We start from the raw sequence: 26933 nt of genomic DNA, 5'->3' as shown, positions 1-26933 counted from the left end.
GAGAAGGAGACCAGGCCCATTCCATGCCCACAGCGGGCCCGCGTCAGTCGGCGTCGGGGTCCGTCCAGGTGCCGGCCTCGCGCTCGGTCCACAGCTCGCGACGTGCCTCGGCCTTGGCGTCCATGCGCTCGTGGTGCTCGCGACGCTTCTCCGAGCGCGTGGGGCGCAGGCGCTCCTCGAGGCGGTTGTCCGAGCCGCGCGGGCCGCCGAGCAGCTCCGAGCCGGTCATGAGCGTCGGCTCCCAGTCGAAGACGACGGCGTTGGCGTCGGTGCCGATGCGCACCTCGTCGCCCCCGACGGCCCCGGCCGCGAAGAGCTTCTCCTCCACGCCCAGGCGGGCGAGGCGGTCGGCGAGGTAGCCGACGGCCTCGTCGTTGCTGAAGTCCGTCTGGCGCACCCAGCGCTCGGGCTTGGCGCCGCGCACCTCGAACCAGTAGTCCGTGGCCCCGCCCTTGCGCGTGACGGTGAACCCGGCCTCGTCGACGGCCCGGGGCCGCAGCACGACGCGCGTCGGCTCGGGCGCAGGCGCCTCGGCCCGGGCCTTCTCGACGAGCTCGGCGAGCGCGTACGTCAGCGGGCGCAGGCCCTCGTGGCTGGCCGTCGAGATCTCGAACACGCGCAGGCCGCGCGCCTCGAGGTCGGGCTTGACGAGGTCGGCCAGCTCGCGCGCCTCGGGCACGTCGATCTTGTTGAGGACGACGAGCCGCGGGCGCTCGGTGAGCGGCACGCGGCCGCCCTCGATGTCGAGGTCCTGGGCGTAGGCGGCGAGCTCCGCCTCGATGACGTCGAGGTCGCTGATCGGGTCGCGACCCGGCTCGAGCGTCGCGCAGTCCAGGACGTGCACGATCACGGCGGTGCGCTCGATGTGGCGCAGGAACTCGAGCCCGAGCCCCTTGCCCTCGCTGGCGCCCGGGATGAGGCCCGGGACGTCCGCGACGGTGAAGCGTGCCGAGCCCGCCTGCACGACGCCGAGGTTCGGCACGAGCGTCGTGAACGGGTAGTCGGCGATCTTGGGCCGCGCGGCCGAGATCGCGGCGACGAGCGAGGACTTGCCCGCGCTCGGGTACCCGACGAGCGCGACGTCGGCGATCGTCTTGAGCTCGAGGACGACGTCCCGCTCCTCGCCCGGCTCGCCCAGCAGGGCGAAGCCCGGCGCCTTGCGGCGCGGGGACGACAGCGCGGCGTTGCCGAGCCCGCCGCGACCGCCCTCGGCGACGACGTACTCCGCGCCGTCGCCCACGAGGTCGGCCAGCACGGTCCCGTCCGCCGCCTTGACGACGGTCCCGTCCGGCACGCGCAGGACGAGGTCCTCGCCGTTCGCCCCGTCGCGGTCGTCACCCATCCCCTGGGTGCCCGACGTCGCGTGCCGGTGCGGCGAGTGGTGGTACTCCAGCAGCGTGGTGGTCTGCGCGTCGACGACGAGACGCACGGTCCCGCCGTCCCCGCCGTTGCCGCCGTCGGGGCCCGCGAGCGGCTTGAACTTCTCGCGACGGACCGAGGCGCACCCGTTCCCGCCGTTGCCGCCGGAGACGTGCAGGACGACACGGTCGACGAAGCTGGCCATGGAACGATCCTCTCAGAGGTGGGAGTGCGAGAAACAGCAGGAGGGGCGCACCGCGTCGGTGCGCCCCTCCTGCTCGAAGCCTGTGGCTGTCGCTCAGCCCTCGACGGCGACGATGTCGATGACCTTGCGGCCACGACGCGTGCCGAACTGGACCGCACCGGCGGCCAGGGCGAACAGCGTGTCGTCCTTGCCGCGGCCGACGTTCTCACCGGGGTGGAAGTGCGTGCCACGCTGGCGGACGATGATCTCGCCCGACTTGACGACCTGACCGCCGAAGCGCTTGACGCCGAGGCGCTGGGCGTTCGAGTCGCGACCGTTGCGCGAGGAGCTCGCGCCCTTCTTGTGTGCCATGACGAACCTGCTTTCGTGCTGGTTGCTGAGGGAGGGTGCCGGTCGGCGCGGGGCGGCCCGTGGCCGCTACCTCGCGCCGGGCGAGGTCACTTGATGCCGGTGACCTTGAGGCGGGTCAGCTGCTGGCGGTGACCCTGACGACGGCGGTAACCGGTCTTGTTCTTGTACCGCAGGATCGTGATCTTCGGACCCTTCTCGTCCCGCACGACCTCGGCGGTGACCTTGACCTTCGCGAGCTTCGCCGCGTCGGTGGTCACCTTCTCCCCGTCCACCAGCAGGAGAGCGGGCAGCTCGAGGGACTCACCGACCTTGGCGGACACCCGGTCCACCACGACGATGTCGCCGACGGAAACCTTCTCCTGCCGGCCACCGGCCTTGACGATCGCGTACACCACGTTGCTGCTCATCTCTCCTAGTCTTGGCGTGCTCGTCACGGCGAGTTCGTCTTGGAGACTCCGACCACGCCGCGGCGTGCGAGTGCGAGTCGTCCGTGGGCACACGGGACCGGCGCGCCTGGGCGCGCCGACGTTCAAGAGTACGGAAATCGGCTGGGCAGGTCAAATGGCGCGGGCGGTGCCTGCCCGCTCTCGTCCGCGCGGCGGCCCGTGTCCCGCGGCGTGCCGGACTCTGGTTCCTACTCGAGGACGAACGTGACCTCGAGGACGACCTGCCAGGTCGTGATGCGCCCGTCGACGATGTCGACCTTCTGCTCCTTGACCCACGCACCCGAGACGTTGCGCAGCGTGCTCGCCGCGCGCTCGACGCCGATCCTCACGGCGTCCTCGAAGCTCGTGTCCGACCGCGCGCTGATGTGCGTGATCCGTGCCACCGTGCCGCTCATGCCGGGCTCCCCCGTCCGGGGCGGGCGCACCGACGCGCCCGCGCACCCGTCGAGCATCCCGCCGCCCGCGGTCCCTCGCCACCGGGGCCGGGCCCGACTCCCTCGACGTCGCGGGCAGCCGCGACGGAGGGCGGGCCGCGCGCGGCCGTGCCTACGCTGGCGGCGGAGGTGGTCGCATGCGCCCGGTACGCCCGCACGACGGGGTCGACGGTCGCGGGCACGACGCCGTCGCCGCCGCGATGCGCGCCGTCGACCGCCGCGCGTTCCTCCCTCGCGCGCAACGGCGCTGGGCGGGCCAGGACCGCCCGCTCGCGATCGGGCACGGCCAGACGAACTCGCAGCCGTCGACCGTCGCGGCGATGCTGCGGCTGCTGGACGTCGGCCCCGGCGCCCGGGTGCTCGACGTCGGGGCCGGCTCGGGATGGACGACGGCGCTGCTCGCCGTGCTCGTCGGCCCGGAGGGACACGTGCTGGGCGTCGAGCGCGACCCCGACCTCGCCGCATGGGGGGCGACGAACCTCGCGACCCGCCGCGCCCCGTGGGCGCGCATCGTCACGGCGTCGCGCGGAGCGCTCGGCACGCCGGGCGAGCGGTACGACCGGATCCTCGTCTCCGCCGCGGCCGACGCGCTCCCCCAGGCCCTCGTGGAGCAGCTCGCGCCGGGCGGGCGGATGGTCGTCCCGGTCCGGCACACGATGGTGCTCGTCGAGGCCGAGCGGAGCGAGCCCGGTGGCGTCCGGCTCAGCGAGCACGGCTCCTACTCGTTCGTCCCGCTCGTCGAGGAGCCGCCCGCCTGAGGCCGCCACGGGGCCGTCGGCAGGTGCGCCCGGCAGCGCGCCTCGTAGCTCTCGGCCCCGCCGACGTGGGCGGCGACGGGGACCAGCGGGTCGCGAGGCCCGCCGCCCTCCGCCGTCGTCTCCGGGACCACCCGCACGTGGAACGCCGCGTCCTCACCGCACACCGCGCACACCGCGGTGAGCTTGTCGACGCGCTCGGCGAGCGCGGCGAGCGTGGGCAGCGGCTCGAACGGGCGTGCGTCGAACGTCACGTCGAGACCGGCGACGACGACCACGAGCCCGTCGTCCGCGAGGCGCTGCACGACGTCGACCAGGTCGGGCCCGAAGAAGTGGGCCTCGTCGACCGCGACGAGGTCGAGCGGTCCGCCGTCACGCACCAGGCGCGCGAGGTCGGCCGCGTCGTGGGCGGTCCGCGACGGGATCGCCAGACCGGAGTGCGAGCTCACCGTGCCCGTCCCGCGCCGGGTGTCGAGGACATGACCGACGACCTCGACCCGCCGCCCCGCGACCTCGGCGCGGCGGACCCGACGGAGCAGCTCCTCGGTCTTGCCCGCGAACATCGGGCCGCACACCACCTCGACCCGCCCGCCCGCGCGGGAGGCGTCCGGGACTCGCGCGGCGCCGCTCATGCGAGCAGTGAACCATCCCGGCACCGGCAGCGCGCGACGCGGGACCGGCGCCCGGGTCAGTGGTGCCGGGCCGATCCGTTCGACGACGGACGCACGGGGAGCGGCTTGGGCTCGCCCGCCGGGCCGAGCACCGACACGCGGTCGGGCGCGCCCGCGCGACCGGCGTCGCGACGGCTGAGCAGCGTGGTCCCCGTGGACCCCGGGTCCTCGGCCCCGGACGGGCGGCCTGTGGCCTCCGGGCTCGCCGTCGGAGGCGCGGCCGCCCCGCCGTCCGCCGGGGCGGCCGGAGCCGTCGGTGCGGGGGCCGGGTCGCGTCGCTCGGCCTCGCGCGCCGGCTCCGCGACCGGCGCGACGGTGGCCCCGGCGGCGATCCCGGCGAGGCCCGCCCCACCGATGCCCGGGACCGACCGCACGAGCGGGAGCTCGCGCGTACCCGTGCCCGCCGGTCGGGTCGGCTCCTCGGCGCGCTCCCGCGCCGGCTCGTCCTCGGCGTCGTGCTCGGCCGCCGGTGCAGCGGGGGCCGGCGGCGTCGCGGCCTCGCGGCGCGTCGGGGCAGGAGGCACGGCGTCCGCCGGAAGGGTCCGCCGATCGTCGACCGCCGGGTCTGCCGGCAGGATCCCCCGGTTGAGCTCGCCGTACGGCACGTGCACCGACGGGGCGACCCGGCGGGTGGCCTCGACGACGGCGCGCTGGTCGTCGAAGAAGATGTGCGGGCGCAGCACCTCGAGGACGCCGTCCTTGTCCACGCCGCCGAGGAAGAACGCGTCGTCGACGGTCACGCCCCACGACGACAGGGTCGCGACCGCGCGCTCGTGGGCCGGGGCCGAGCGCGCCGTGACGAGGGAGACGTGCACGCGCGGCCGGTACGACGCGTCGGCCGCGTGCCGCTCCCGCTCGACGACCTGCACCCGGTGGATGCCCACGAGGAGCTCGCGCAGCGGGCCGCGCCCGAGCGGGACGTCGGCGTTGAGCTCCTCGTGCTCGCGGAACGACGCGAGGCCGCCGTCCTGGAACCGGCGCTCCGACGAGTCGTCCGCGAGGACGCCGTCGAAGTCGAACGCGATGCGCAGCTCGTCGCCCGCCTCGTCCGCGAACGTCGGGTCCAGCACGTACCCGGCCGGCAGGCCGAGGTCGACCGCGTCGCGCACGGACCGCTCGTCGGCCGAGAGGAACAGGTCCACGTGCAGCGGGCGGATGAACTCGTGCGGGCTGCGGCCCTGGCGGAACACGGCCCGCGTGATGTCGAGCTCGTGGTGCCGGATCGAGCGCATGACGCGCAGGCCCGTCTCCGGCGAGTTGCGCGACATGACGATGACCTCGACGAGCGGGTCGTCGGCCGACGGCGCCAGGTCGTTCAGCGCGAGCAGGCGGCGCACGAACCCGAAGGCGACGCCCGGGGCCAGCGCGTCGTCGCGGTGACGCTCCTGGAAGTCGCGGTACGCCGCCTCCCCCTGCGTGCGGAACACGCGGTCGGACTCGGTGAGGTCGAACAGTGCGGAGGAGGCGACGCCGACGACGAGGCGGCCCGAGAGGTCGTAACCCATGGCGGCATGATGCCAGGTGCGGGTGACGCGGACGAAGACGACCCGGAACGGTCAGGCCCGCGCGGCCCACTCCCGGCGCAGGACGCCCAGGACGACCGCGTCGTACCGGGCGCCGTCGACGACGCGGGCGTCGCGGAACCGGCCCTCCTCCACGAGGCCGAGCGCCCGGCCGGCGCCCAGCATCGCGGCGTTCCCGGACCACGTCGCGAGGTCGAGCCGGACCCAGTCGGTCACCGAGAAGAGGTACGTGATCCACGCGCCGAGCGCGTCGCGACCGAGTCCGCGCCCGCGCACCGCGGGGTCGTACAGGCCGATCCCCACGCGCGCCCACTGCGTCTCCGCGGACTCCCAGTACCAGGAGCACGTCCCGACGAGCCGGTCCTCCTCGTCGGCGACGACGACGCGCCGGGGCGGGAGCCCGTCGTCGTCCAGCCCGCCCGGGCGGGCGGCCTGCGCGGCGGCGGCGCGCGCGAGGCGTGCGACCGCCGCGTCGGACGCGGCGTCGTCGGGCACCGGGTAGTACGGGCCGTCCCACCGGTGCCACTCGTGCACCGGGCGCAGCCACTCGCGGTACGCGGCGAGGTCGTCCGCGCGCCACCCGCGCAGGCGGGCGCGCGCCCCGGCGGCGTACAGCGGCACGCCGCCGGGCGCTGTGCCCGTCACTCCTCGCCGGGCTCCGCGTGCGCGTCGTCGCCGGGGACCGGCGCGGAGTCCGCGCCGTCGTGCTCGTGCTCGTGGGCGTGCGCCGCCGCCGCCGCGATCGTGGCGAGCGTGGCCTTCACGGCCGCGCGGGCCTCGGACGTCACCTCCGGCAAGACCGGTACCGCCGGCTGCGGGAGCGTGATCGGGGCGTCCTTGGCCGCCGCGGCACCCGAGCCCGAGCCGCGCTTGCGGCGAGACCGCGAGCGGCCGGCCTCGGCCGGCTCCTCGGCGGCAGCCGGGGTGGCGGCGCCACCGCCGTGGTCGTGCCCCCCGCGGCCGTTGCCGCCGGACTTCTCGATCGGGTCGGTGTGCACGATGAACCCGCGCCCGTGACAGTGCTCGCACGTCTCGCTGAACGCCTCGACCAGGCCCTGGCCGACGCGCTTGCGCGTCATCTGCACGAGCCCGAGCGACGTGACCTCGGCGACCTGGTGCTTGGTGCGGTCGCGGCCCAGGCACTCGACGAGACGACGCAGCACGAGGTCGCGGTTCGACTCGAGCACCATGTCGATGAAGTCGATGACGATGATGCCGCCGATGTCGCGCAGCCGGAGCTGGCGCACGATCTCCTCGGCCGCCTCCAGGTTGTTGCGCGTCACCGTCTCCTCGAGCGTGCCCCCCGAGCCGGTGAACTTGCCCGTGTTGACGTCGACGACGGTCATCGCCTCGGTGCGGTCGATGACGAGCGAGCCGCCGGAGGGCAGCCAGACCTTGCGGTCCATGCCCTTGGCGAGCTGCTCGTCGACCCGGTGCACCGTGAAGACGTCCTGCGTACCCGTCCACTTCGAGACGCGCTCGCGCAGGTCGGGGGCGAGCTCCTCGACGTACGAGGAGATCTCGCTCCACGCCCCGTCGCCCTCGACGACGAGCGAGCTGAAGTCGTCGTTGAAGATGTCGCGGACCACGCGGATCGCGAGGTCGGGCTCGCCCTGGAGCAGGGCGGGGGCCGACGCCGTCTTCGACTTCTTCTCGATGGCCTCCCACTGGCCGCGCAGGCGCTCGACGTCGGCGCGCAGCTCCTCCTCGCTCGCCCCCTCGGCCGCGGTGCGCACGATGACGCCCGCGCCGTCGGGCACGACCTCCTTGAGGATCTTCTTCAGGCGGTTGCGCTCGGTGTCCGGGAGCTTGCGGCTGATGCCCGTCATGCCGCCGCCCGGGACGAACACGAGGTAGCGGCCCGCGAGCGTGATCTGCGACGTGAGACGCGCGCCCTTGTGCCCGATCGGGTCCTTGGTCACCTGCACGAGCACGGAGTCGCCCGACTTGAGCGCCTGCTCGATGCGTCGCGGCTGGCCCTCGAGCCCTGCCGCGTCCCAGTTGACCTCGCCCGCGTACAGCACCGCGTTGCGGCCCTTGCCGACGTCGATGAACGCGGCCTCCATGCTGGGCAGCACGTTCTGGACGCGGCCCAGGTAGACGTTGCCCGCCATGGACGCCTGCGACTGCTGGGAGACGTAGTGCTCGACGAGCACGCCGTCCTCGAGCACGGCGATCTGCGTGCGGCCCGCGCGCTCGCGCACGACCATCGACCGCTCGACCGACTCGCGGCGCGCGAGGAACTCCGCCTCGGTGATGATCTGGCGGCGGCGACCGGCGTCGCGGCCCTCGCGGCGCCGCTGGCGCTTCGCCTCGAGGCGGGTCGAGCCCTTGAGCGCCGTGACCTCGTCGGCCAGGCTGCGCTCGCGCGGCCGCGAACGCGTCGAGGAGCTCTCGCCGCTCTCGCCCCGCCCACCGCGGCGGCGGCGACGCCGACGGCGGCTGCTGCCCGCCTCGTCCTCGCCGGGCTCGGCGTCGGCCGCGTCGTGCTCGGGCTCGTCGACGTCGGCGGCCGCGCCGGAGTCGACCGGCTCGTCGCCCTCGGCGGGGGTCTCGTCGTTCTCGTCCTGGTCGCGACCGGTGTCCGGGCGACCGCGGCGACCGCGGCCACCGCGGCGACGGCGGCGCCGGGGACCGGACTCCGCGTCGTCGGACGCGGCCTGGTCCTCGGTGCCGTCGGGCGCGCCCTCGTCCAGGTCGGCGAAGTCCTCCGGGCCGAACGCGTCGTCGGGGAGCTCGATCCCCTCGGCGACCAGCTCCGACTCGATGGCCTCGATCTCCTCGACGGCGGCGGCGTCCTCGCCCGTGAGGGCGATCTCGACCGTCACGTCCTCCGTGCGCTCGGACGCCACCGGAGCCGCCGCGGGCTCCCTCCGCTCGCGCGGTCCGGCCGCGGCGGGGGGCTCCTCGGCCACGGGGGCCGGCTCGACGTGGCGCGGCGGACCGGCCGGGCTCTGGGCCCGGCGAGGACGCCGCGGCGCGGCCGCGGGGTCGGGCGCCTGGAAGAGCAGGGCGGTCGTCGCGAGGCGCGGCGTGCTCGTGCCGGCGCCGGTGGCGGCGGGCGAGACGGGCGCCTCGGGCGCGGCCGTGGGTGCCGGCGTGGCGGTCGACGTCGGCGCGGCCGTCTCCTGCGGCGCGGGCGCGGCCTCGGCGGGGGCGGCCTTCGAGGTGGCGCGGCGCGAGCGGCGCACCGGCTTCTTCGGCGCCTCCTCGGAGGCCGTCGCCTCCGGCTCGACGGGCGGCGCGGAGGCCTCGGCCGCGGGTGCGTCGGCGTCGGACGTCGTGGCCGGAGCCGCGTCAGCGACCGTCGCGGTCGGGGCCTTCGTGGTCGGGGTCTTCGTGGTCGGGGCGCCGGCCGCGGAGGTCGCGCGGCGCGAGCGGCGCGCGGGCTTCTTCTCCGCGGGAGCCTCGGACGCGTCCGGCGCGGGCTCGGTCGGACCGGCGGGCTCCACCGCGGAGGCCTCGGGCGCGACGTCGTCCGCGGCCGTCGTGCGCGTCGTCCGGGTGCGCTTGGCCTTGCGGGGCGCGTCGGGGGCGCCGAGCAGCGCGTCCGCGTCCGGGCCGGTGGTCGCGGGTGCCGGCTCCGCGGCGGGCGGGGCGCTCAGCCCGAACTCGGAGAGCACGTCGAGCGGGACGTCGGCCGGGGCGGAGGCAGCCTTCTTGGCGCCGCCCTGGGCGCGGCGCGCGGTGCGCGCGCGTCCCTTCGGCGCGCTCGCCTCCGGTGCCGCCTCGGCGCCGGACGCCTCGACGGCGACCACGGGGGCGCCTGCCGCCGCCGCGTCCGTGGCGGTCGTCGCGGGGGCCTCGGCCGCGTCCGGGGCGGGCTCGACGGGCGCGGACGTCGTGCGGGTCGCGCGGCGCGAACGGCGCGCGGGCTTCTTCTCGGCCGTGTCGGGAGCCGGGGCCACGTCGGCCGCGGGAGCCACGTCGGCGGGAGCCGCGGGGGCGTCGGTGGGGGCGGTCGCGCCCCCGTCCGGCACGGCCGGCGTCTGGGGCGGGGCGGCGCTGCGCGTCGCGCGGCGGCGGGCGGGCTTGCGCCCGGTGGTGGTCGGGCTCTCGGCCCGGTCCTGGGTCGCGGCGGCGTCCGCCGTCGACTCTGAGGGGGTGCTGTCGGAGGTGCTGTCGAGCGTCACGCGTCGTGCTCCTGCTGCCACAGGGACCGCCCCGCACCGTGCGGCCCTTCGGGGCGGTCGGTCGTCGCTCGTGACGAGCGCACCGGAGCGCGTCGTCCGGCGACGGAAGTCGTCGGCCACGGCCGCGGTCCGCGTGCGCGGCGCGGGCGCCTGCCACCGGGCCCTTCGCCCCGGTCGGCGCTCCGACTGCCGCGGTCCGCTGGTGCCGCGATCTCGTGCTCGTCGGGAGGGCGATGCGGAGCCCACCCGGCTCCGCCCAGTATCGCACAGGGGCGCGAACGAACCCCGGCGACACGCACCGCGCCCCGGGCCCCGGGTCCCGCCGGACCGGGACCATGGTCCCGCGTGCTTGTGAACATAGTCACAAGCGCCGTGTTTTCAGCACTTGCCGTCATCTCCCGCCCTGCCGATGGGGCAGATTGGACCTAGCGTCAGGACACGGGCGGTCCTCTCCCGGACCGTCCTGACCGGCGCCGTAGCTCAGCACCTCCCCCTGAAGCCCGCCGACCCGTCGGCCCCCCGAGGAGCGCACGTGGAAGCCCTGGATCTCGCCCGGTGGCAGTTCGCCATCACGACCGTCTACCACTTCATCTTCGTCCCGCTGACGATCGGCCTGTCGCCCCTCGTCGCGATCATGCAGACGGCCTGGGTCCGCACCGGCAACGAGCGGTGGCTGCGCCTGACCAAGTTCTTCGGCAAGCTCCTGCTCATCAACTTCGCGCTCGGCGTCGTGACCGGCATCGTGCAGGAGTTCCAGTTCGGCATGAACTGGAGCGAGTACTCGCGGTTCGTCGGCGACGTGTTCGGCGCGCCGCTCGCCATGGAGGCGCTCGCCGCGTTCTTCATCGAGTCGACGTTCCTGGGCCTGTGGATCTTCGGCTGGGACCGCCTCAACAAGAAGGTGCACCTGGCGTGCATCTGGGCGGTCGCGATCGCGACGAACCTCTCCGCGTTCTTCATCCTCGCCGCGAACTCGTGGATGCAGCACCCCGTGGGCGCGATCTTCAACCCCGAGACCGGGCGCGCCGAGATGAACGACATCGGCGCCGTCCTCACGAACAACACCCTGTGGGCCGCCTTCCCCCACCAGATCACGGCGACCTTCCTCACCGCGGGCACGTTCGTCACCGGCATCGCCGCGTGGTGGATGGTCCGGCTGGTCCGCACCAAGAAGGCCGAGAACGTCGAGCTCGCGCGCGACGTCTACCGCCCGGCCGTCACCCTCGGCGTCATCGCGATGCTCGTCGGCGGGATCGGCGTCGCCGTCTCCGGCGACGTCCAGGGCAAGATCATGTACGAGCAGCAGCCCGGAAAGATGTCCTCGGCCGAGGCGCTGTGCCAGGGGCAGGAGGGCGCCGCGTTCTCCATCCTCACGATCGGCGACCTGTCGAACTCGTGCGAGAACGTCACGCACCTCATCGAGATCCCCGGCCTCGCGTCGTACCTCGGCACGGGCCACTTCTCCGGCCCCGAGTCGTACCTGCCCGGCGTCGAGGACGTCCAGGAGCAGATGACCGAGCGCTACGGCGACGTCACGGCCGCCGGCGACCCCGTCACGTACACGCCGAACCTCGCGATGACCTACTGGTCCTTCCGGCTCATGATCGGCATGGCCGCCGGCTCCGTGCTCCTCGCGCTCATGGCGCTGTGGCTCACCCGCAAGGGCCGCGTCACCGACAACGTGTGGTTCGCGCGCGTCGGCCTCGTCGCCATCCCCATGCCGTTCCTCGCGAACTCCTTCGGCTGGATCTTCACCGAGATGGGCCGCCAGCCGTGGGTCGTCGCGCCGAACCCGACGGGCATCGACCAGATCCGCCTGCTCACCGAGCGGGGGGTGTCGACCGTGGTGAGCCCCGGCGTCGTGCTCACGTCGATGATCGTGTTCACGCTCGTCTACGGCGCGCTCGCCGCGGTCTGGTTCACGCTCATGCGCCGCTACGCGATCGAGGGCGTGCCGCTGGTGGTGCACGACGAGTCGCCCGAGGCGCAGGAGCCGCCCGACGACCGCACCGAGGCCGCAGACCGCCCGCTGTCCTTCGCGTACTGACGCGCCCGGACCCGCCCAGAATCTCAGGAGAACACCACCGTGGATCTCGCCGTCGTCTGGTTCGTGCTCATCGCGGTCCTGTGGACCGGCTACCTCGTGCTCGAGGGCTTCGACTTCGGGGTCGGCATGCTGCTGTCGATCCTCCCGCGCGGGGACAAGGAGCACCGCGAGAAGGAGCGCCGCGTCCTCATCAACACCATCGGCCCCGTCTGGGACGGGAACGAGGTCTGGCTGCTCACCGCGGGCGGCGCGACGTTCGCCGCGTTCCCCGAGTGGTACGCGACCCTCTTCTCCGGCTTCTACCTGCCGCTCCTGCTCATCCTCGTCGCGCTCATCGTGCGCGGCGTCGCGTTCGAGTACCGCGGCAAGATCCGCGACGAGGGCTGGGCGCGCCGCTGCGACGTCGCGATCCAGGTCGGGTCCTGGGTGCCCGCCGTGCTGTGGGGCGTCGCGTTCGCCAACCTCGTGCGCGGCGTGCAGCTCGACGCCGACCACCAGTTCGTCGGCGGGTTCTTCTCGCTCCTGTCGCCGTTCGCGCTGCTCGGCGGCCTCGTCACGCTGAGCCTCTTCCTGCTGCACGGCTCGGTGTTCGTCGCCCTGAAGACCGACGGCGAGATCCGCGCCCGGGCCCGGCAGCACGCCTCGGTCTTCGGCGTCGCGGCGCTCGTGCTCGCGGGCGGCTGGGCCGTGTGGGCGCAGGTCGCGTACTCCGTGCCGTGGACGTGGGCCGCGGTCGTGGTGGCGGCCGGCGGCCTCGTCGCGGCGCTCGTCGCCAACCGGCGCGGCGCCGAGGGGTGGGCGTTCACCGCCTCCGCCGTGACGATCGTCGCGGCCGTCGTGCTCATCTTCGGCTCGATGTACCCCGACGTCATGCCCGCCGTCGACCCCGCGAACTCGCTGACGATCCACAACGCGTCGTCCACGGACTACACGCTCACGGTGATGACGTGGGTCGCGGTGATCCTCACGCCGCTCGTCATCGCCTACCAGTCGTGGACCTACTGGGTGTTCCGCCGCCGACTGTCCACGAAGGACATCCCCGCGCCCGTCGGCCTCTCGCTCAAGAAGGTCCGCGAGGCGGCGTTCGGCGGTGCGTCCTCCGGTGGCTCGGCCGGACGCAGCCTCGGGACCGGCGGGTCGGGAGACGCGTGAAGCCGCTCGACCCGCGGCTCCTGCGCCACGCGCGGGCCGCGCGAGGGTACGTCGTCCTGACGGCGGTGCTGGGGTTCGCCACGGCGGCCCTGGTCGTCGCCCAGGCGGTCGTCCTCGCGTCGGTCCTCGCGCCGGCGATCCAGAGGACGGCCGACCTGGCCGACCTCGGGCCGCGGGTCGGGCTGCTCGCCGGGGTCGTCGCGGCCCGGGCGGCGACGTCCTGGGCGCAGGAGCGGTTCGCGCTGCGCGCCGCGACCCGGACCGTGGCCGAGCTCCGCGAGCAGGTCGTCACGCACGCCGTGGCCCTCGGGCCGCGGTGGCTCGCGTCCGGGCGTGGACCGGAGGTCGCGACGCTCGCGACGCGCGGGCTCGACGCCCTCGAGCCGTACATGGTGCGCTACCTGCCCCAGCTCCTGCTCGCCGCGACGGTCACGCCCGCGACGCTCGCCGTCGTGCTCGGACTCGACTGGGTCTCGGCGGTGATCATCGCCGTGACCATCCCGCTCGTCCCGCTCTTCATGGTCCTCGTGGGTCGGCTCACCGCCGGGACGTCGGAGCGCCGTCTGGTCGTCATGCAGCGGCTCGGCGCCCAGGTGCTCGACCTGCTCGCGGGCCTGCCGACCCTGCTCGCGTTCGGCCGCGCGCGCGGGCCCGAGCGGCGCGTGCGGGCGCTCGGGGAGGCCAACCGGCGCGCGACCATGGGCACGCTGCGCATCGCCTTCCTCTCCGGCATGGTCCTCGAGCTCCTCACGACGCTGTCGGTGGCCGTCGTGGCCGTGGGCGTCGGGCTGAGGCTGGTGCACGGGGGCATGGAGCTCGAGCCCGCGCTCGCGGTGCTCGTGCTCGCGCCCGAGGTGTACCTGCCGCTGCGCCAGGTCGGGATGCACTTCCACGCCTCGACCGACGGCATCGCCGCGGCCGAGCAGGCGTTCGCGATCCTCGACGAGGAGGCCACCGAGCCCGGGACCGTCGCCGCGCCGCCGCTCGCCGGCGCGGCGATCGCCCTGCGCGGCGTGAGCGTCCGCGCCGGCGACCGCGACGTGCTGGCACCGGCCGGCCTCGACCTGGACCTCGCACCCGGGACGTCGGCGGGCCGCGTCGTGGCCCTCACCGGCCCCAGCGGCGCCGGGAAGACGACGACGGCGCTCGTCCTGCTCGGGCTCGTCCGCCCCGACCGTGGCACCGTCACGATCACCGCGTCCGGGCGGGCGGCCGACCTCGCCGACCTCGACCCGGCCACGTACTGGCCCCAGGTCGCCTGGCTCCCCCAGCGGCCGGTGCTCGCCCCGGGGCGTCTGCGCGACGTCGTCGCGGGCGGCCTGCCCGTGGGCGACGCCGACCTCGACCGTGCCGCGCGCACCGCGGGCCTCGACTCCGTCCTCACGACGCTGCCCGACGGCTGGGACACCGAGGTGGGACGCGGCGGCGTCGGGCTGAGCGTGGGCCAGCGGCAGCGGGTCGCGCTCGCCGCGGCCCTGCTCGGCGACCCCGCGCACGTCCCGCTCGTCGTGCTCGACGAGCCCACGGCGCACCTCGACGCGCGCGGGGAGCAGGTCGTGCTCGACGCGGTTCGGGCCTTCCGCGACCAGGGCCGGACCGTCGTGGTCGTCGCGCACCGCGCGTCGCTCGTCCGGGCGGCGGACGAGGTCGTCGAGGTCCGCGCGACGCCGCTCGACGACCCGGCCCTCCCCGAGCACGCTCGGCACGAGGACGCGGCCTCGCTCGCCCCCGCCGCCGCCGCGCCGACCGACGGGAGGCACCCGTGACCGGGCCCCGCCGCCGCCTCGCGAACGACCCGCTGTGGCGCGCCGTCGGGCTGCTCGACGTGCGCTGGCGCCGCGTCGCCTGGGCCGTCGTGCTCGGCACGCTCTCGCTCGGGAGCGCCGTCGGCCTCGCCGCCGTCGCCGCGTGGCTCATCGCCCGCGCCTCGCAGATGCCTCCCGTCCTCACCCTGTCGGTCGCGGTCGTCGCCGTGCGCGCGTTCGGCATCTCGCGCGGCGTCTTCCGCTACCTCGAACGCCTCGCCTCGCACGACGTCGCGCTGCGCGGCATGGCCGCCCTGCGCGCGAACCTGTACACCGCGCTGGCGGAGGGCTCCCCGGGCGCGCTCGTCGGGCTGCGGCGCGGAGACCTGCTCGCGCGGGTCGGGGCGGACGTCGACGCGGTGGGCGACGTCGTCGTGCGCGCGCTCGTCCCCGCCGGTGTCGCGCTGGCGATCTCGGTGGGATCCGTGGTGCTCGTCGGGGCGTTCCTGCCCGCCGCGGGCGTCGCGCTCGCGCTGTGCCTGCTCCTCGCCGCGGTCGTCGCGCCGTGGCTCTCCGCGCGGTCGGCGCGCGAGGTCGAGGCGCGCGGCGCGACGACGCGCGCGGCGATGACCGCGACGACGCTCGAGATCCTCGAGCAGTCCGGCCCGCTCGCCGTCTCGGGCCGTCTCGACGCGCGCCTCGACGACCTGCGCGCGACGGACCGCGCCCTCGCGCGCGTGACCGACGACGGCGCCCGCCCCGCCGGGGTGGCCGCCGGGATCGCCGCGCTCGCGGTCGGCCTCGCCGTGCTCGCGTCGCTCCTGCTCGGCATCCCAGCCGTGACGGCCGGGACGCTCGCGCCCGTGGAGCTGTCGGTCATCGTGCTCACGCCGCTCGCGGTGTTCGAGGCCGCGAACGCCCTGCCCGCCGCCGCCGTCCAGCTCCACCGCTCGCGCCAGGCCGCGGCGCGCGTCGTCGCGCTCCTCGACGGCTCCGCACCCCGCGTCACGACGGCGGCCCCCGCCGCGGACGCGTCCGTCCCCGGTCCGGCGGAGCCGTCGTCCCCCGAGCAGGCGTCGCTCGCGCTCGACGACGTCGCGGCGGGCTGGCCGGGCGCGGCGCGCGTCGTCGTGGCGGGGGTGGACCTCGACCTGCGCCCTGGGCGGGCGGTCGCGGTCGTCGGGCCGTCGGGCGTCGGCAAGACGACCCTGCTCGCGACCGCCGCCGGGCTCGTCCCCGCGCTCGCGGGGAGGGTGACGCTCGACGGAACCGACGTGAGCGCCCTCCCCCGCGAGGCCACGGCGCGCGGCGTCGTGCTCGTCGCCGAGGACGCGCACGTGTTCGACACGACGGTGCTGGAGAACCTGCGCGTCGCGCGAGGCGACGTCACGGCCGAGGAGGCCGTGGCGACGCTGCACGACGTCGGCCTGGACGCCTGGCTCGCCGCGCTGCCGGACGGCGTCGAGACGCTGCTCGGCCCGGACGCCACGACCGTCTCCGGCGGCGAGCGTCGTCGTCTGCTCGTCGCGCGGGCGTTGTTGTCACCCGCGCCGCTGCTCCTGCTCGACGAGCCGGCCGAGCACCTCGACGCGGCCGGCGCCGACGCGCTCGTGCGGCACCTCGTCGCGACGACCCGCGCGCCGGCGGGCGCGTCGGCCGGAGGTGGCCGACGCGGCGTCGTGCTCGCGACGCACCGGCTCAGCGCGCTCGAGGCCGTCGACGAGGTGCTGCTCCTCGGTGTCCCGGACGGCGCGCCGGACGACGCCCCGGCGCGCGTCGTCGCACGCGGGACGCACGCCGAGCTGCTCGGGCTCCCCGCCTACCGGTGGGCGCTCGACCAGGAGACGCCCGCACCGCGGTAGCCCCGAGATCGACCCGTGCGGCCGAGATCGACCCTCCGAGGGTCGATCTGGAGACCGACGGGTCGATCTCGGCCGGTGTCAGTGGTAGCCGTCAGCCTTCGCCGAGGCGCGCGAGGAACAGCGCCTCGCCGACCGCGAGGTTCTCGATCTCGCTCGGTGCGACCGACTCGTTCGGCGCGTGGATGAGGCACGCCGGCTCCTCGACGCCGAGCAGCACGATCTCCGCGTCCGGGTACTGCCCGGCGAGCACGTTGCACAGCGGGATCGAGCCGCCCTGCCCCGCCGTGACCGTCTCGCGCCCGTACGCGTCCGCGAGCGCCCCCGTGAGCGTGTCGAACACGTGCCCGCTCGTGCGGGCCGCGAACGGCTGCCCGACGGCGTCGCGCTCCACGCGGACGCGCACGCCCCAGGGCGCGTGGGCCTCCAGGTGCGCGACGAGCTTGTCCTGGAGGTCCTGGGCGTCGGAGCCCGGCGGGACACGCAGGTTGAGCCGCGCCGAGGCGCGGGGCTGGATCGCCGCGGCCGAGCCGACGACGCTCGGGGCGTCGATCCCGAGGATCGTCACCACGGGCCGGGCCCAGAGCCGGTCGGCGACGCTGCCCGTCCCGACGAGGCCGACGCCGTCGAGCACTCCCGCGTCGTGGCGGAACTGCTCCTCGTCGTACGCGACGCCGTCCCAGGTCCCGTGGGTGACGGCGTCCGGCACGCCGTCGATCGTCGTGTCGCCGTGCTCGTCGCGCAGGCTCGCGAGCACGGCGACGAGCGCGGCGAGGGCGTCGGGCGCGGCCCCGCCGAACATGCCCGAGTGGATCTCGCCCTCGAGCGCCTCGACGTGCACGACGACGTTCGCCGCGCCGCGCAGCGTCACGGTGAGCGTCGGGAGGCCGAGCTCGGCGTTGCCGGTGTCCTGGACGAGCATCGCGTCGGCCGCGAGCGCCCCCGGGTTCGCCTCGACCCACCGGTCGAGGCCGCCGGTCCCCTGCTCCTCCGAGCCCTCGACGACGAGACGGACGCCGACCGGGTAGTCCTCGCCGCCGAGCGCGCGCAGCGCCCGGAGCGCGGTCAGGTGGGTGACGATGTTCCCCTTGCAGTCGGCGGCCCCGCGCCCGTAGAGCCGGCCGTCGCGCTCGGTGAGCTCGAACGGCGGGGTGGTCCACGCGGCGTCGTCGAGCGGCGGCTGCACGTCGTAGTGCGCGTAGAGGAGCACCGTGGGCGCGCCGTCGGGGCCGGGACGGTGCCCGAGCACGACCTGCGACCCGTCGGGCGTGACCTCGAGCCGCGTGTCGATCCCCTCGGCGCGGAACGCGTCGGCGACCCACTGCGCGGCGCGCTCGCACTCGGCACGGGGGTAGAGGCGCTCGTCGGCGACGGACGGGATGGCGACGAGCGTGCGCAGGTCGTCGAGCGCACGGGGCACCAGGCCCTGGACGGCGGCACGCACCTCCTCGACGTGCCCCGTGGCGCCCGGTCGTGCTCCGGTGCTCGGCTGGCTCACGCGTCCTCCTCGGTCGGGGTGGCGTCGGCGCCCTCGGTGGCGTCGCTGCCCGGCTCCGTCGTGCGGCCGGGGTCGAGGTCGAGCGAGTCGACGTACGCGTCGAACGCGTCGAGCTGGTCGGGGCAGTAGACCTCGATGACGAGCCGGTCGCCCGCGAGGCGGCGCTCGTCGAGGACGGACGGCCGCAGCCCCGGCCCGGCCGCCCCGTTCGCGGCGCCGAGGTTCGCCGTCGCCTCGACGAGGGCCGCCGGGTCCGTGCAGAACCCGCCGCCGTCGTCGCCGAGGACGTCGGCGATGGTCTCCTCGCTGAAGGCCGTGATCCCGATCTCGGCGAAGCGGTCGTGCAGCTCGGCGGCCTTCTGCTCGGCCTCGCGCGCGTCGCGGGTGGACCGCACGTTGTCGAAGACGATCAGCATGACCGCCCCCAGCGCGACCAGGAGCAGCGCGGCGGCGGTGTACGTCACCCACCGCTTGGACGAGGCCGGCTCGGGCTCGTGCACGGGGACGTGGTCCGGTCGCGTCGTGGTCATGCCGCCTCGCCCTCCCCCGCCTCGTCCGCGGCGGCGATGGCCGCGGCCTCCGGGTCCTTCCAGGACGGCTTGCGCAGCAGGTAGAACAGCGCCGGGACGAGCAGGCCGATGATGCCGAGCCCGCCGCCCACGATGAGCACGTACACCCCGACGTTCCCGCTGGAGAACTGGGCCGGCGGCACGAACCCGATGATCATCGCGGCCACCGACGCGCAGAACCCGACGACGCACAGGAGCGTGAGCACGGGCGCGCGGTAGCCGCGCGGGTGGTCGGGCGCGCGACGACGCAGCCGCACCGCCGCGACGAACAGCAGCAGGTACATGACGAGGTACACCTGCGTCGTGATGACGGACAGGATCCAGTAGGCGCTCGACACGTCCGGGATGAACGCGTAGAGGAGCGCGATCCCCGTCGTGATGAGGCCCTGGGTGACGAGGATGTTCTGCTGCACCCCGTGCTTGTTGAGGCGCTGCAGGAACGGCGGGAGGTAGCCCTCCTCGCGCGCGACCGTGAGCAGGCCCTTGGACGGCCCGGCGAGCCACGTGAGCATGCCGCCGAGCGACGCCGCGATGAGCATGAGGCCGAGGATCGGCGTCAGCCAGCTCACGCCGAAGTTGGCGAAGAACGCGTCGAACGCCTGCATGACGCCCGCGGTGAGGCTGAGCTGGTCGGCCGGGATGACCCAGCTGATCGCCACGGCCGGGAGGATGAAGATGACGAGCACGAGCCCGATCGCGAGGAACATCGACCGCGGGAACTCCGTCGAGGGCTTGCGCAGGCTCGTGACGTGGACCGCGTTCATCTCCATGCCCGCGTAGGACAGGAAGTTGTTGACGATGAGCACGAGGGACGCGAGGCCCGTCCAGGCGGGGAGCAGGTGCTGCGCGTCCATCGGCGCGGCCGACGGGTTGCCCTGCCCGAGGAACACGATGCCGAGCACGACGAGGATCGCGGCCGGGATGAGCGTGCCGATGATGAGTCCCCAGCTCGACAGGCCGGCGACCGTCTTGGTGCCCTGCGAGGAGAGCCACACGCCGGTCCAGAAGAGCACGACGATGACGATCGCCACGTACAGCCCGTTGCTGGCGAGGCTCGGGTTGATGACGTACGCGAACGTGCTCGCGACATACCCGAGCAGGCTCGGGTAGTAGAAGATCGTCATCGCGAACTGGCACCAGACGGCGAGGAAGCCGAGCGGCTTGGACACGCCGTCCGCGACCCACCGGTACACCCCGCCCGACCAGCCGGAGGCGAGCTCGGCGGACACGAGGGACGTCGGCAGCAGGAACACGAGCGCCGGGACGATGTAGAGGAACACCGCCGCGAGTCCGTAGACCGCCATCGTCGGCGCGGCGCGCAGGCTCGCGACCGACGACGTGATCATGAACGCGAGCGTGAGCCACGTGATGTAGTTCTTCGGCGTCCGTGCCGTGATCGCCGCGCGCACCTCCGCGTGCGTCGGCGCGCCCGTGGACGAGCCCATCCCCACCCCCGAAGCCGTGACCCCGCGGGGCCGACCGGGACGGCGCGCGGACGGCGCGTCGTCGGAACACCGCGAACATATCCCCGGCGGCGAGGTCGCGCCTGCGGAAGCGCAGGTGGGACGGGCGAGGCGCCCCCGAGCAGCAGCCGTGCGGCAGCCGGCCGCCCGCCGGACGGCACGGTGGTACGTTCGCGAGGCGGCCCGACCCGCGCCGGGAGGCCGCGACCTCGACGGACCACCCCGGGAGCAGCGTTGAAGATCCTCGTGCCCAGCACCATCGCCCTCGACGTGCGCGGCGGCCCGGGAGACCAGGTCGTCCGCTACGACGCCGCGGCACCGCTCGGTCCCGAGGACGCCGACGCCGAGGTGCTCGTGGCGTGGGCGAACACCCCCGCGAACCTCGCGGACGCCGCCGCGCGGCTCACGCGACTGCGCTGGGTCCAGACGCTCGCGGCGGGCCCGGACGCGGTGCTGGCCGCGGGGTTCGGCCCGGACGTGACGATCACGTCCGGGCGGTCGCTGCACGACGGTCCCGTCGCCGAGCACGCGCTCGCCCTCGTCCTCGCGGCCGTGCGCCGGCTCGACGTGCTCGGGGCGGCGCAGCGCGACCACCGGTGGGACACCGCCGTGAACCGCGCCCAGGCCGACCCCGCGACGGCCGCGCGGTACACGCTCGACGGCGCGCGCGTGACGATCTGGGGTTTCGGCTCGATCGCGGCACGGCTCGCCCCGCTGCTCGCCGCGCTGGGCGCCGAGGTGACGGGCGTCGCGAGCCGCCGTGGCGAGCGCCACGGGTTCCCCGTCGTGACCGACGACGACCTCCCCGACGTGCTCGCCTCGACCGACGTGCTCGTCTCCCTGCTCCCCGCGCTCGACGCGACCCGGCACGCGTTCGACGCCGCCCGGATCGACCAGCTCCCCGACCACGCGGTCTTCGTCAACGTCGGCCGCGGCGCCACGGTCGACGAGGACGCGCTCGTCACGGCCCTGCACGACGGCCGCCTCGGCGGTGCCGCCCTCGACGTCACGGAGACCGAGCCCCTGCCGGAGGCGTCACCCCTGTGGGCCGCGCCGCGGCTGATCCTCACGCCGCACGTCGCGGGCAACCGCCCCCAGCGCGCATCGGACCTCGTGAACGCCAACCTCGACGCGCTCCGCGCGGGCCGCGAGCTCCGCAACGTCGTCCCCCGCTGACCCGGCGACGACGGCGAGACGAACCGGAGAGCCGACGCCGGAGCGGGGGCGGGCCGACGACCTACCAGCGGCCGTTGCGGGGGCGCGGCTGGCACCGCGGGCATGTGTACGACGAGCGGTTCATGAACTCGTCGCGGCGCACCGGCGTCCCGCAGCGCGGGCACGGCTCGCCCTCCTGCCCGTACACGGCGAGCGAGCGCGAGAAGTAGCCGGACTGCCCGTTGACGTTGACGTAGAGCGCGTCGAAGCTCGTCCCACCCTGGGCGAGCGCCTCCGTCATCACCTCGGCCGCGGCGTCGAGCAGGCGGTGCGCCTCGGGGCGGCGCAGCGTGTCGGTGGCGCGCGCGTAGTGCAGGCGGGCGCGCCACAGCGCCTCGTCGGCGTAGATGTTGCCGACGCCGGACACGATCGTCTGGTCGAGCAGCGCGCGCTTCACGCCGGTCCGACGGCGGCGGATCGCGTCGACGACGTCGTCGCGCCGCAGGGCGGGGTCGAGGAGGTCGCGGCCGATGTGCGCGACCGGGGCGGGCACCGCGGCGAGGTCGGCCCCGAGCCCGCCGGGCGCGCCGTCGGGCGTGGGCACGAGGTCCTGGACGGACAGGTGCCCGAACGTGCGCTGGTCGACGAAGTCGAGCGCGAGCGCGCCCGCCGGGCCGGCGCCGTCAGGCTCGAGCACGAGGCGCACGCGCAGGTGCGGCGACCGCTCCCCGAGGCCCGGCCCCGAGCGCACCAGGAGCTGGCCCGACATCCCGAGGTGGGCCAGCAGCGCGGCCGCGGGGCCGTCGTCGGGCCCACCCGTCGGCCCGCCCGTCGACCCGCCCGGCACGAGCGGGAGCCAGAGGAACTTGCCGCGGCGCACCGCGGCGTCGAGCCGCTGGCCGAGGAGCTGGTCCCGGAAGTCGGCCGGGCCGCCGTCGTGGCGCCGCACGCTGTAGTCGCGCAGCACCTCGACGTCGACGACCCGGGAGCCCAGCACGTGGCGGCCGAGCCCGTCGCGGACGGTCTCGACCTCGGGCAGCTCAGGCACCGGCGTCCTCGGCCGCCTTCACCGTCGTGGCCGCGCGCCCGTCGGACGGCTCCGGCTCCGCGCGCTCGGCCGCCAGTGCGCGGTAGGCGCGCTCGGCGGCCTCCTGCTCGGCGTACTTCTTCGCGGTGCCGCTGCCGGTCCCGTAGAGCCGGCCGTCGAGGTGGACGTACGACGTGAAGACGCGCGCGTGGTCCGGCCCGACGGCGTCGCTCGAGTAGGAGGGGGCGCTGAGCCCTGCGGCGGCGGCGGCCTCCTGGAGCGACGTCTTCCAGTCCAGCCCCGCGCCGAGCCCTGCGGCGGCCGACAGCGTCGGCTCCACGAGACGGAGCACGAGGCCGCGTGCGGGCTCGAGCCCGTGGCTCAGGTAGACAGCGCCGATGATCGCCTCGACCGTGTCCGACAGGATCGAGTCCTTGTCGTTGCCGCGCGTGCGGATCTCGCCCTTGCCGAGCAGCACGTACTGCCCCAGGCCGAGCCGGCGCGCGATCGCGGCGAGCGACTTCTGCGAGACGGTCGCGGCCCGCATCTTGGCGAGCTCGCCCTCGGACAGGTCGGGGTGGCGGCGGTAGAGGGTCTCCGTGACGACGAGGCCCAGGACGGTGTCACCGAGGAACTCGAGACGCTCGTTCGTGGGGATGCCGCCGTTCTCGTGCGCGAACGACCGGTGCGTGAGCGCAAGCACGAGAAGCTCGGGGTCCAGATGGACCCCGAGCTTCTCGAGAAGACCGGATGCCGGTGCAGCCGGTGCCACGCGCCTCAGCCTGCGTGCTCGGTGCGCAGCGCCTCGGCGTACTGGCGGCCCTTGTAGGTACCGCACGTCGGGCACGCCGCGTGCGACAGCTTGTCGCCCTTGCACTGCGGGCAGGTGGTGAGGTTCGCGGCGGTCGTCTTCCACTGCGAACGACGCGCACGGGTGTTGCTGCGCGACATCTTGCGCTTCGGAACAGCCACGGCTAGCTCTCTTTCGTCTCGTCGGACACGTTCGAGGTGTCGAACATGCTCTCCAGCGCCGACCACCGAGGGTCGACAAGTTCGTGGGTGTGGCCCGGGTCGTCCGCCAGGCGCGCACCGCACTCGGAGCACAGCCCCGGGCAGTCCGCTCGGCACACCGGACTGAATGGTAGTGCAGTGACGACCGAATCCCGTAGCGCGGGCTCGATGTCCGCGAGGTCGCCGTCGAGGTCGTACACGTCCTCGGCGTCCTCCAGGTCGTCGCCCGACTCCTCCGCGGCCTTCGCCCGCTCGGGGTAGGCGAAGAGCTCCGCGAGCTCGACCGTGACGTCCTCGTGGACGGTGTCGAGGCAGCGCACGCACTCCCCGACCGCGCGGCCCGTCACCGTCCCGGAGACCAGCACGCCCTCCATGACCGCCTCGAGGCGCAGGTCGAGCTCGAGCTCGCTGCCCTCGGGGATCCCGATGACCGCGGTCCCGAGGTCGGCGGGCGCGGGGACGGTCGCGACGACCGTCCGCATGCTCCCGGGTCGCCGACCGAGCTCGTGCGTGTCGAGCACGAGCGGCGACGTCTTCTCGGCGGTGATGGCGCGCTCCAGGATCGCCAGGCCGCGGGCGTGGGGGCCCGCGGACGGATGGTCAACGATGTCGGGGGCCGACGGCCGCTCGAGGCGACTGCCAGGCACAGGCCGACGCGCGACGCGCCGAGCCAAACATCGATCTTACGTCACGCCACGGCCCGACCGCCACCTGCCACGTCCTGTCGGGAGCCCACGACCCGGCCCGCCGCCGAGCAGCCGGTGGTCGTCGGCACCGCAGGCGCTCCGCGCCGGCCCGGTGAGGGACTCAGCGGCCGGTGCGCTCGCGCATCGTCGCCGGGAACGGCGACTCCTCCGGCTCGGCGACGCGGTCCCCGAGACGGTCCGCGAGCTTGGCGCGGCCGCCCTGGACCTGTGCGAGCAGCTTGCCGAGGTCGACCTCGAAGTCCGCGAGCCTGCGGTCGCAGTAGTCGTCGGCGTCGCGTCGGAGCACGGCCGCGGCCTCCTCGGCCTCGTCGACGATCTCCCGGGCCCGTGACTCCGCCTGCACGACGACCTGCTCCGCCTGCACGAGCTCGATCGCGCGCGCCCGCGCCGTCGTGAGGATCTCCTCCGCCTGCCGGTGCGCGTCCTCCAGCACGGCGTCCGCCTGCGCGAGCACCTCGTCCGCGTGCGCGAGCTGCTCCGGCAGCGCGCCGCGCAGCTCGTCCAGGAGCGCGACCGCGTCGCCCTTGTGCACCAGCACCGACGACGACATGGGCATCGCGCGCGCCGTCTCCACGAGGTGCGTCAGGTCGTCGAGGATCGCGTTCAGCCCGACCTGCGCCTCCTCCGTCGCGCGCTCCTCGTGCGTCACCCGCCGGTCCTGCTGCTCGCTCACGTACCCGGTCCTCCCCGTCGTGCTCACCTGCTGCTCCCCTGCACCCGTGCCAGCGCCGCACGGACGGCGTCGCCCACCCCCGGCGGGACGAGGTCGTCCACCGGTCCCCCGTACCGCGCGATGTCCTTCACGAGCGACGACGCGACGTGCTGCAGCGCGGCGTCGCCCGCGACGAACACGGTCTCGACGCCCGCCAGGTGCCGGTTCATGAGCGCCATCGGCAGCTCGGCGTCGAAGTCCGCGCCACCGCGCAGGCCCTTGACCACGGCGACCGCCCCGATCTCGCGGCAGAAGTCCACCAGGAGCCCCGGCACGACCTCGACGCGGACCCCGTCCAGCCCGGCGTCGTCGACGGCCGCGCGGGCCAGCGCGACGCGCTCGTCGACGCTCAGCAGCGCCGACTTCGACGCGTTCCGTGCGACGCCGACGACGACCTCGTCGAAGAGCGCGCGGGCGCGTCGGACGATGTCGAGGTGGCCCAGGGTGATCGGGTCGAACGACCCGGGACAGACGGCTGTGGTCACCTCGTCACGGTAGTACACGGGAGCGCGCGGACCCCGGCGGCACGGCCGGGCGGGCGCGGATCGGCCCCGCGCGCGACGATGGTCGGCGTGACCGCCCCCGAGGAGCCCGCCGTCGTCCCGCTCGCCACGCCCGAGCTCGTCCGCTCGCTCCACCGCGACGTGCTGACGCCGTCGTTCCCGCCCGCCGAGCTCATGGACGGGGACGAGCTCGTCGACGCCCACGCGACCGGGCGCCTGCGCAGCCTCGGGGTGGTCGAGGACGGGCGCGTCGTCGCCGGCGTCGTCGGCGAGTGGTTCCCCGACGCGCGCGTCCTCCTCGTCCTCTACCTCGCGATCGCCCCGGGTCGGCGCGGCGGCGGGGTGGGCGCCCGGCTGGTCGCCGCCGCCCTCGACGACTGGCGCGCGCTCGACCCGCTGCTCGTCGTCGGGGAGGTCGAGCACCCCGCGCACCACCTGGGCAGCGAGGCGCACGGCGACCCGGTCGCGCGGCTGCGGTTCTACGCACGGCTCGGCGCGCGCGTCCTCGCCCTCCCCTACTTCCAGCCCGGCGACGGCCCCGGCGGCGAGCGCGTCCCGGCGCTCCTGCTCGTGTCGTTCCCGCTCGGCCAGGGCACCGCCGACGACGTCCCGGCAGCCCCGCTGCGCGCCTTCCTCGCGGAGAACCTCCGCGCGAGCGAGGGCACGCTCGCCGACGACACCGCGACCCGCCGCCTGCTCGACGCCGCGAGCGGCGACCGCGTCGCGCTCGTCGACCCGGCCGACCCCACCGCCCTCGCGACCGCCCCGGTCGGCCTCCTCGCCCCCTCCGAGACCCACGCCCCACCCCCCTGACCCCCCGCCTCGCCACCGACCAGGCCCTCCCGACACGTCGAGCAGGTGGTTCCGGCGCGTCCTGCGAACCGGACGCGCCAGAACCACCCGCTCGGCGGTCAGGGATGGGCTACGGGAGGGCGGGGCCGACGAAGTAGACCGTCGTCTCGCCGTAGTCCTTGCGCGCGACGAGCTCCCAGCCTGTCGGCCAGGCCGGTTCCGGGGTCCGGGTGGAGCGCTCGACGACGACGACGGCGGCCGGGTCGAGGACGCCGGGCGCGGCGAGGTGGGCGAGGACGCGCTCCAGCGCCTCGGCGGTGACGTCGTACGGCGGGTCGACGAGCACGAGGTGGTACGGGCCGTGGCCCGCCCGAACGGAGGCCGGCGTTCCGTCCGCCCCGCCGGCCGGGCGCTGCGCCGCGGCGGCCGCCACGCCGGCGACGAACGCCTCGGCCGGCTGGGCGACGACCCGCACGTCGCGGAGGCCCAGGGCGGCGACGTTGCGTCGGGCGACGTCGGCGGCGACCCGGGCGGAGTCGACGAGCGTCACGTCGGCGGCGCCCCGGCTCGCGGCCTCCAGACCGAGCGCGCCCGAGCCGGCGTAGAGGTCGAGGACGTGCGCGTCGTCGACCACGCCCAGGTGCTCGAGGCGCGAGAAGATCGCCTCGCGGACGCGCTCGCTCGTCGGCCGCGTCCCGCGCGGCGGGACCTGCAGCGTGCGTCCCCCTACCGTCCCCGCCACGATCCTCGTCACGCGCCCAGCCTAGAGCCTGTCGAACGACGGCCCTGGGCCGAGACGGCGTAGCAGGGCCCGGT

General features: G+C 75.2%; 25 protein-coding genes. 7 read left to right on the top strand and 18 right to left on the bottom strand.

The annotated features are described in order from the left end of the window. Positions 1-43 precede the first annotated feature (43 nt). The 4 genes from obgE to ACTJIY_RS16330 form a co-directional block, all read right to left on the bottom strand. Positions 44-1564, bottom strand: coding sequence for a GTPase ObgE (obgE, locus tag ACTJIY_RS16345; protein ID WP_253050440.1), 1521 nt, complete (start codon positions 1562-1564; stop codon positions 44-46). Positions 1565-1657: 93 nt separating this feature from the next. Beyond that, entirely contained in the window at positions 1658-1915 is a 258-nt protein-coding gene (gene rpmA / locus ACTJIY_RS16340; protein WP_047234735.1) for a 50S ribosomal protein L27, read from the bottom strand. 86 nt (positions 1916-2001) lie between these two features. Continuing rightward, a complete protein-coding gene (rplU, locus tag ACTJIY_RS16335; RefSeq protein WP_047234734.1) occupies positions 2002-2322 on the bottom strand; it encodes a 50S ribosomal protein L21 in 321 nt (106 codons plus the stop codon). 227 nt (positions 2323-2549) lie between these two features. Continuing rightward, complete coding sequence (locus ACTJIY_RS16330; RefSeq protein ID WP_205206126.1) at positions 2550-2756, bottom strand: dodecin family protein; 207 nt, start codon at positions 2754-2756, stop codon at positions 2550-2552. A gap of 176 nt (positions 2757-2932) precedes the next feature. Here ACTJIY_RS16330 and ACTJIY_RS16325 point away from each other — a divergent pair, with 176 nt between their 5' ends. Beyond that, a complete protein-coding gene (locus tag ACTJIY_RS16325) occupies positions 2933-3553 on the top strand; it encodes a protein-L-isoaspartate O-methyltransferase family protein (protein WP_440673879.1) in 621 nt (206 codons plus the stop codon). On the opposite strand, the gene ACTJIY_RS16320 is transcribed toward ACTJIY_RS16325, so the two are convergent. The 4 genes from ACTJIY_RS16320 to ACTJIY_RS16305 are packed head-to-tail and all read right to left on the bottom strand — an operon-like array spanning position 3514 to position 9877. Beyond that, positions 3514-4182 (bottom strand): thymidine kinase, encoded by a 669-nt coding sequence (locus ACTJIY_RS16320; RefSeq protein WP_440673878.1) that lies wholly within the window; start codon positions 4180-4182, stop codon positions 3514-3516. The two genes, ACTJIY_RS16325 and ACTJIY_RS16320, sit on opposite strands and share 40 nt — an antisense overlap. A 56-nt stretch (positions 4183-4238) precedes the next feature. Then, positions 4239-5726 carry a 5'-nucleotidase gene (locus tag ACTJIY_RS16315; RefSeq protein ID WP_440673877.1) on the bottom strand — a complete coding sequence of 496 codons (1488 nt, stop codon included), beginning with the start codon at positions 5724-5726 and terminating at the stop codon, positions 4239-4241. A 51-nt stretch (positions 5727-5777) separates the two neighbouring features. Continuing rightward, complete coding sequence (locus ACTJIY_RS16310) at positions 5778-6389, bottom strand: GNAT family N-acetyltransferase (protein ID WP_439157263.1); 612 nt, start codon at positions 6387-6389, stop codon at positions 5778-5780. Then, complete coding sequence (locus tag ACTJIY_RS16305) at positions 6386-9877, bottom strand: Rne/Rng family ribonuclease (protein WP_440673876.1); 3492 nt, start codon at positions 9875-9877, stop codon at positions 6386-6388. Before ACTJIY_RS16305 ends, ACTJIY_RS16310 begins: the two co-directional genes overlap by 4 nt. Positions 9878-10409: 532 nt before the next feature. Between ACTJIY_RS16305 and ACTJIY_RS16300 the strand changes: the two genes are divergently transcribed. From ACTJIY_RS16300 to cydC, 4 genes are read left to right on the top strand one after another with little or no spacing between them, the layout of a single operon-like run. Beyond that, entirely contained in the window at positions 10410-11924 is a 1515-nt protein-coding gene (locus ACTJIY_RS16300) for a cytochrome ubiquinol oxidase subunit I (protein ID WP_440673875.1), read from the top strand. 39 nt (positions 11925-11963) lie between these two features. Beyond that, positions 11964-13076, top strand: coding sequence for a cytochrome d ubiquinol oxidase subunit II (gene cydB, locus ACTJIY_RS16295; protein ID WP_353708888.1), 1113 nt, complete (start codon positions 11964-11966; stop codon positions 13074-13076). Next, on the top strand, positions 13073-14842 hold the full coding sequence (cydD, locus tag ACTJIY_RS16290) for a thiol reductant ABC exporter subunit CydD (RefSeq protein ID WP_440673874.1): 1770 nt from the start codon (positions 13073-13075) through the stop codon (positions 14840-14842). Before cydB ends, cydD begins: the two co-directional genes overlap by 4 nt. Next, positions 14839-16683, top strand: coding sequence for a thiol reductant ABC exporter subunit CydC (gene cydC, locus ACTJIY_RS16285; RefSeq protein WP_440673873.1), 1845 nt, complete (start codon positions 14839-14841; stop codon positions 16681-16683). Before cydD ends, cydC begins: the two co-directional genes overlap by 4 nt. 91 nt (positions 16684-16774) lie before the next feature. On the opposite strand, the gene ACTJIY_RS16280 is transcribed toward cydC, so the two are convergent. Genes ACTJIY_RS16280 through ACTJIY_RS16270 form a run of 3 tightly spaced genes read right to left on the bottom strand, consistent with a single transcriptional unit; the run spans position 16775 to position 20192 of the window. Next, a complete protein-coding gene (locus ACTJIY_RS16280; protein ID WP_253050457.1) occupies positions 16775-18178 on the bottom strand; it encodes a dipeptidase in 1404 nt (467 codons plus the stop codon). Next, positions 18175-18708 carry a hypothetical protein gene (locus ACTJIY_RS16275; protein WP_440673872.1) on the bottom strand — a complete coding sequence of 178 codons (534 nt, stop codon included), beginning with the start codon at positions 18706-18708 and terminating at the stop codon, positions 18175-18177. Before ACTJIY_RS16275 ends, ACTJIY_RS16280 begins: the two co-directional genes overlap by 4 nt. Next, positions 18705-20192 (bottom strand): APC family permease, encoded by a 1488-nt coding sequence (locus ACTJIY_RS16270; RefSeq protein WP_253050461.1) that lies wholly within the window; start codon positions 20190-20192, stop codon positions 18705-18707. The genes ACTJIY_RS16275 and ACTJIY_RS16270 overlap by 4 nt, the downstream gene beginning before the upstream one ends. 252 nt (positions 20193-20444) lie before the next feature. On the opposite strand from ACTJIY_RS16270, the gene ACTJIY_RS16265 reads away from it, so the two are divergent. Then, positions 20445-21386: an NAD(P)-dependent oxidoreductase gene (locus ACTJIY_RS16265; RefSeq protein WP_440673871.1), complete on the top strand. Its 942-nt coding sequence runs from the start codon at positions 20445-20447 to the stop codon at positions 21384-21386. 61 nt (positions 21387-21447) lie between these two features. Here ACTJIY_RS16265 and mutM read toward each other — a convergent pair whose 3' ends face one another. The 6 genes from mutM to coaD form a co-directional block, all read right to left on the bottom strand. Further along, positions 21448-22413, bottom strand: coding sequence for a bifunctional DNA-formamidopyrimidine glycosylase/DNA-(apurinic or apyrimidinic site) lyase (gene mutM, locus ACTJIY_RS16260; protein WP_440673870.1), 966 nt, complete (start codon positions 22411-22413; stop codon positions 21448-21450). Then, entirely contained in the window at positions 22406-23164 is a 759-nt protein-coding gene (gene rnc / locus ACTJIY_RS16255) for a ribonuclease III (RefSeq protein ID WP_440673869.1), read from the bottom strand. Before rnc ends, mutM begins: the two co-directional genes overlap by 8 nt. Before the next feature lie 5 nt (positions 23165-23169). Then, entirely contained in the window at positions 23170-23364 is a 195-nt protein-coding gene (gene rpmF / locus ACTJIY_RS16250; RefSeq protein WP_021482203.1) for a 50S ribosomal protein L32, read from the bottom strand. 2 nt (positions 23365-23366) lie between these two features. Continuing rightward, positions 23367-23885 (bottom strand): YceD family protein, encoded by a 519-nt coding sequence (locus ACTJIY_RS16245; protein ID WP_439157295.1) that lies wholly within the window; start codon positions 23883-23885, stop codon positions 23367-23369. A gap of 325 nt (positions 23886-24210) precedes the next feature. Further along, positions 24211-24783 (bottom strand): hypothetical protein, encoded by a 573-nt coding sequence (locus ACTJIY_RS16240; protein ID WP_308202259.1) that lies wholly within the window; start codon positions 24781-24783, stop codon positions 24211-24213. 23 nt (positions 24784-24806) lie between these two features. Beyond that, entirely contained in the window at positions 24807-25307 is a 501-nt protein-coding gene (gene coaD, locus ACTJIY_RS16235; RefSeq protein WP_253050469.1) for a pantetheine-phosphate adenylyltransferase, read from the bottom strand. A gap of 87 nt (positions 25308-25394) precedes the next feature. On the opposite strand from coaD, the gene ACTJIY_RS16230 reads away from it, so the two are divergent. Continuing rightward, complete coding sequence (locus tag ACTJIY_RS16230) at positions 25395-26138, top strand: GNAT family N-acetyltransferase (RefSeq protein ID WP_440673868.1); 744 nt, start codon at positions 25395-25397, stop codon at positions 26136-26138. A 109-nt stretch (positions 26139-26247) separates the two neighbouring features. Here ACTJIY_RS16230 and rsmD read toward each other — a convergent pair whose 3' ends face one another. Then, positions 26248-26871, bottom strand: coding sequence for a 16S rRNA (guanine(966)-N(2))-methyltransferase RsmD (gene rsmD / locus ACTJIY_RS16225; RefSeq protein ID WP_253050473.1), 624 nt, complete (start codon positions 26869-26871; stop codon positions 26248-26250). Positions 26872-26933 lie beyond the last annotated feature (62 nt).

It is taken from the genome of Cellulosimicrobium sp. 22598, assembly GCF_052044445.1.
GTDB classification, from domain to species: Bacteria; Actinomycetota; Actinomycetes; order Actinomycetales; family Cellulomonadaceae; genus Cellulosimicrobium; species Cellulosimicrobium cellulans_G.
Note: the sequence above shows the minus strand (reverse complement) of the source record. Positions and strands in the feature narration are given on the sequence as shown.

What these genes read in the sequence shown, in the direction of transcription:
- ACTJIY_RS16330 (WP_205206126.1), bottom strand. Translation starts at nt 2,756, where the DNA reads ATGAGCGGCACGGTGGCACGGATCACGCACATCAGCGCGCGGTCGGAC.
- ACTJIY_RS16325 (WP_440673879.1), top strand. Translation starts at nt 2,933, where the DNA reads ATGCGCCCGGTACGCCCGCACGACGGGGTCGACGGTCGCGGGCACGAC.
- ACTJIY_RS16270 (WP_253050461.1), bottom strand. Translation starts at nt 20,192, where the DNA reads ATGGGCTCGTCCACGGGCGCGCCGACGCACGCGGAGGTGCGCGCGGCG.
- ACTJIY_RS16315 (WP_440673877.1), bottom strand. Translation starts at nt 5,726, where the DNA reads ATGGGTTACGACCTCTCGGGCCGCCTCGTCGTCGGCGTCGCCTCCTCC.
- ACTJIY_RS16275 (WP_440673872.1), bottom strand. Translation starts at nt 18,708, where the DNA reads ATGACCACGACGCGACCGGACCACGTCCCCGTGCACGAGCCCGAGCCG.
- ACTJIY_RS16320 (WP_440673878.1), bottom strand. Translation starts at nt 4,182, where the DNA reads ATGAGCGGCGCCGCGCGAGTCCCGGACGCCTCCCGCGCGGGCGGGCGG.
- rpmA (WP_047234735.1), bottom strand. Translation starts at nt 1,915, where the DNA reads ATGGCACACAAGAAGGGCGCGAGCTCCTCGCGCAACGGTCGCGACTCG.
- obgE (WP_253050440.1), bottom strand. Translation starts at nt 1,564, where the DNA reads ATGGCCAGCTTCGTCGACCGTGTCGTCCTGCACGTCTCCGGCGGCAAC.
- rplU (WP_047234734.1), bottom strand. Translation starts at nt 2,322, where the DNA reads ATGAGCAGCAACGTGGTGTACGCGATCGTCAAGGCCGGTGGCCGGCAG.
- ACTJIY_RS16245 (WP_439157295.1), bottom strand. Translation starts at nt 23,885, where the DNA reads ATGCGGACGGTCGTCGCGACCGTCCCCGCGCCCGCCGACCTCGGGACC.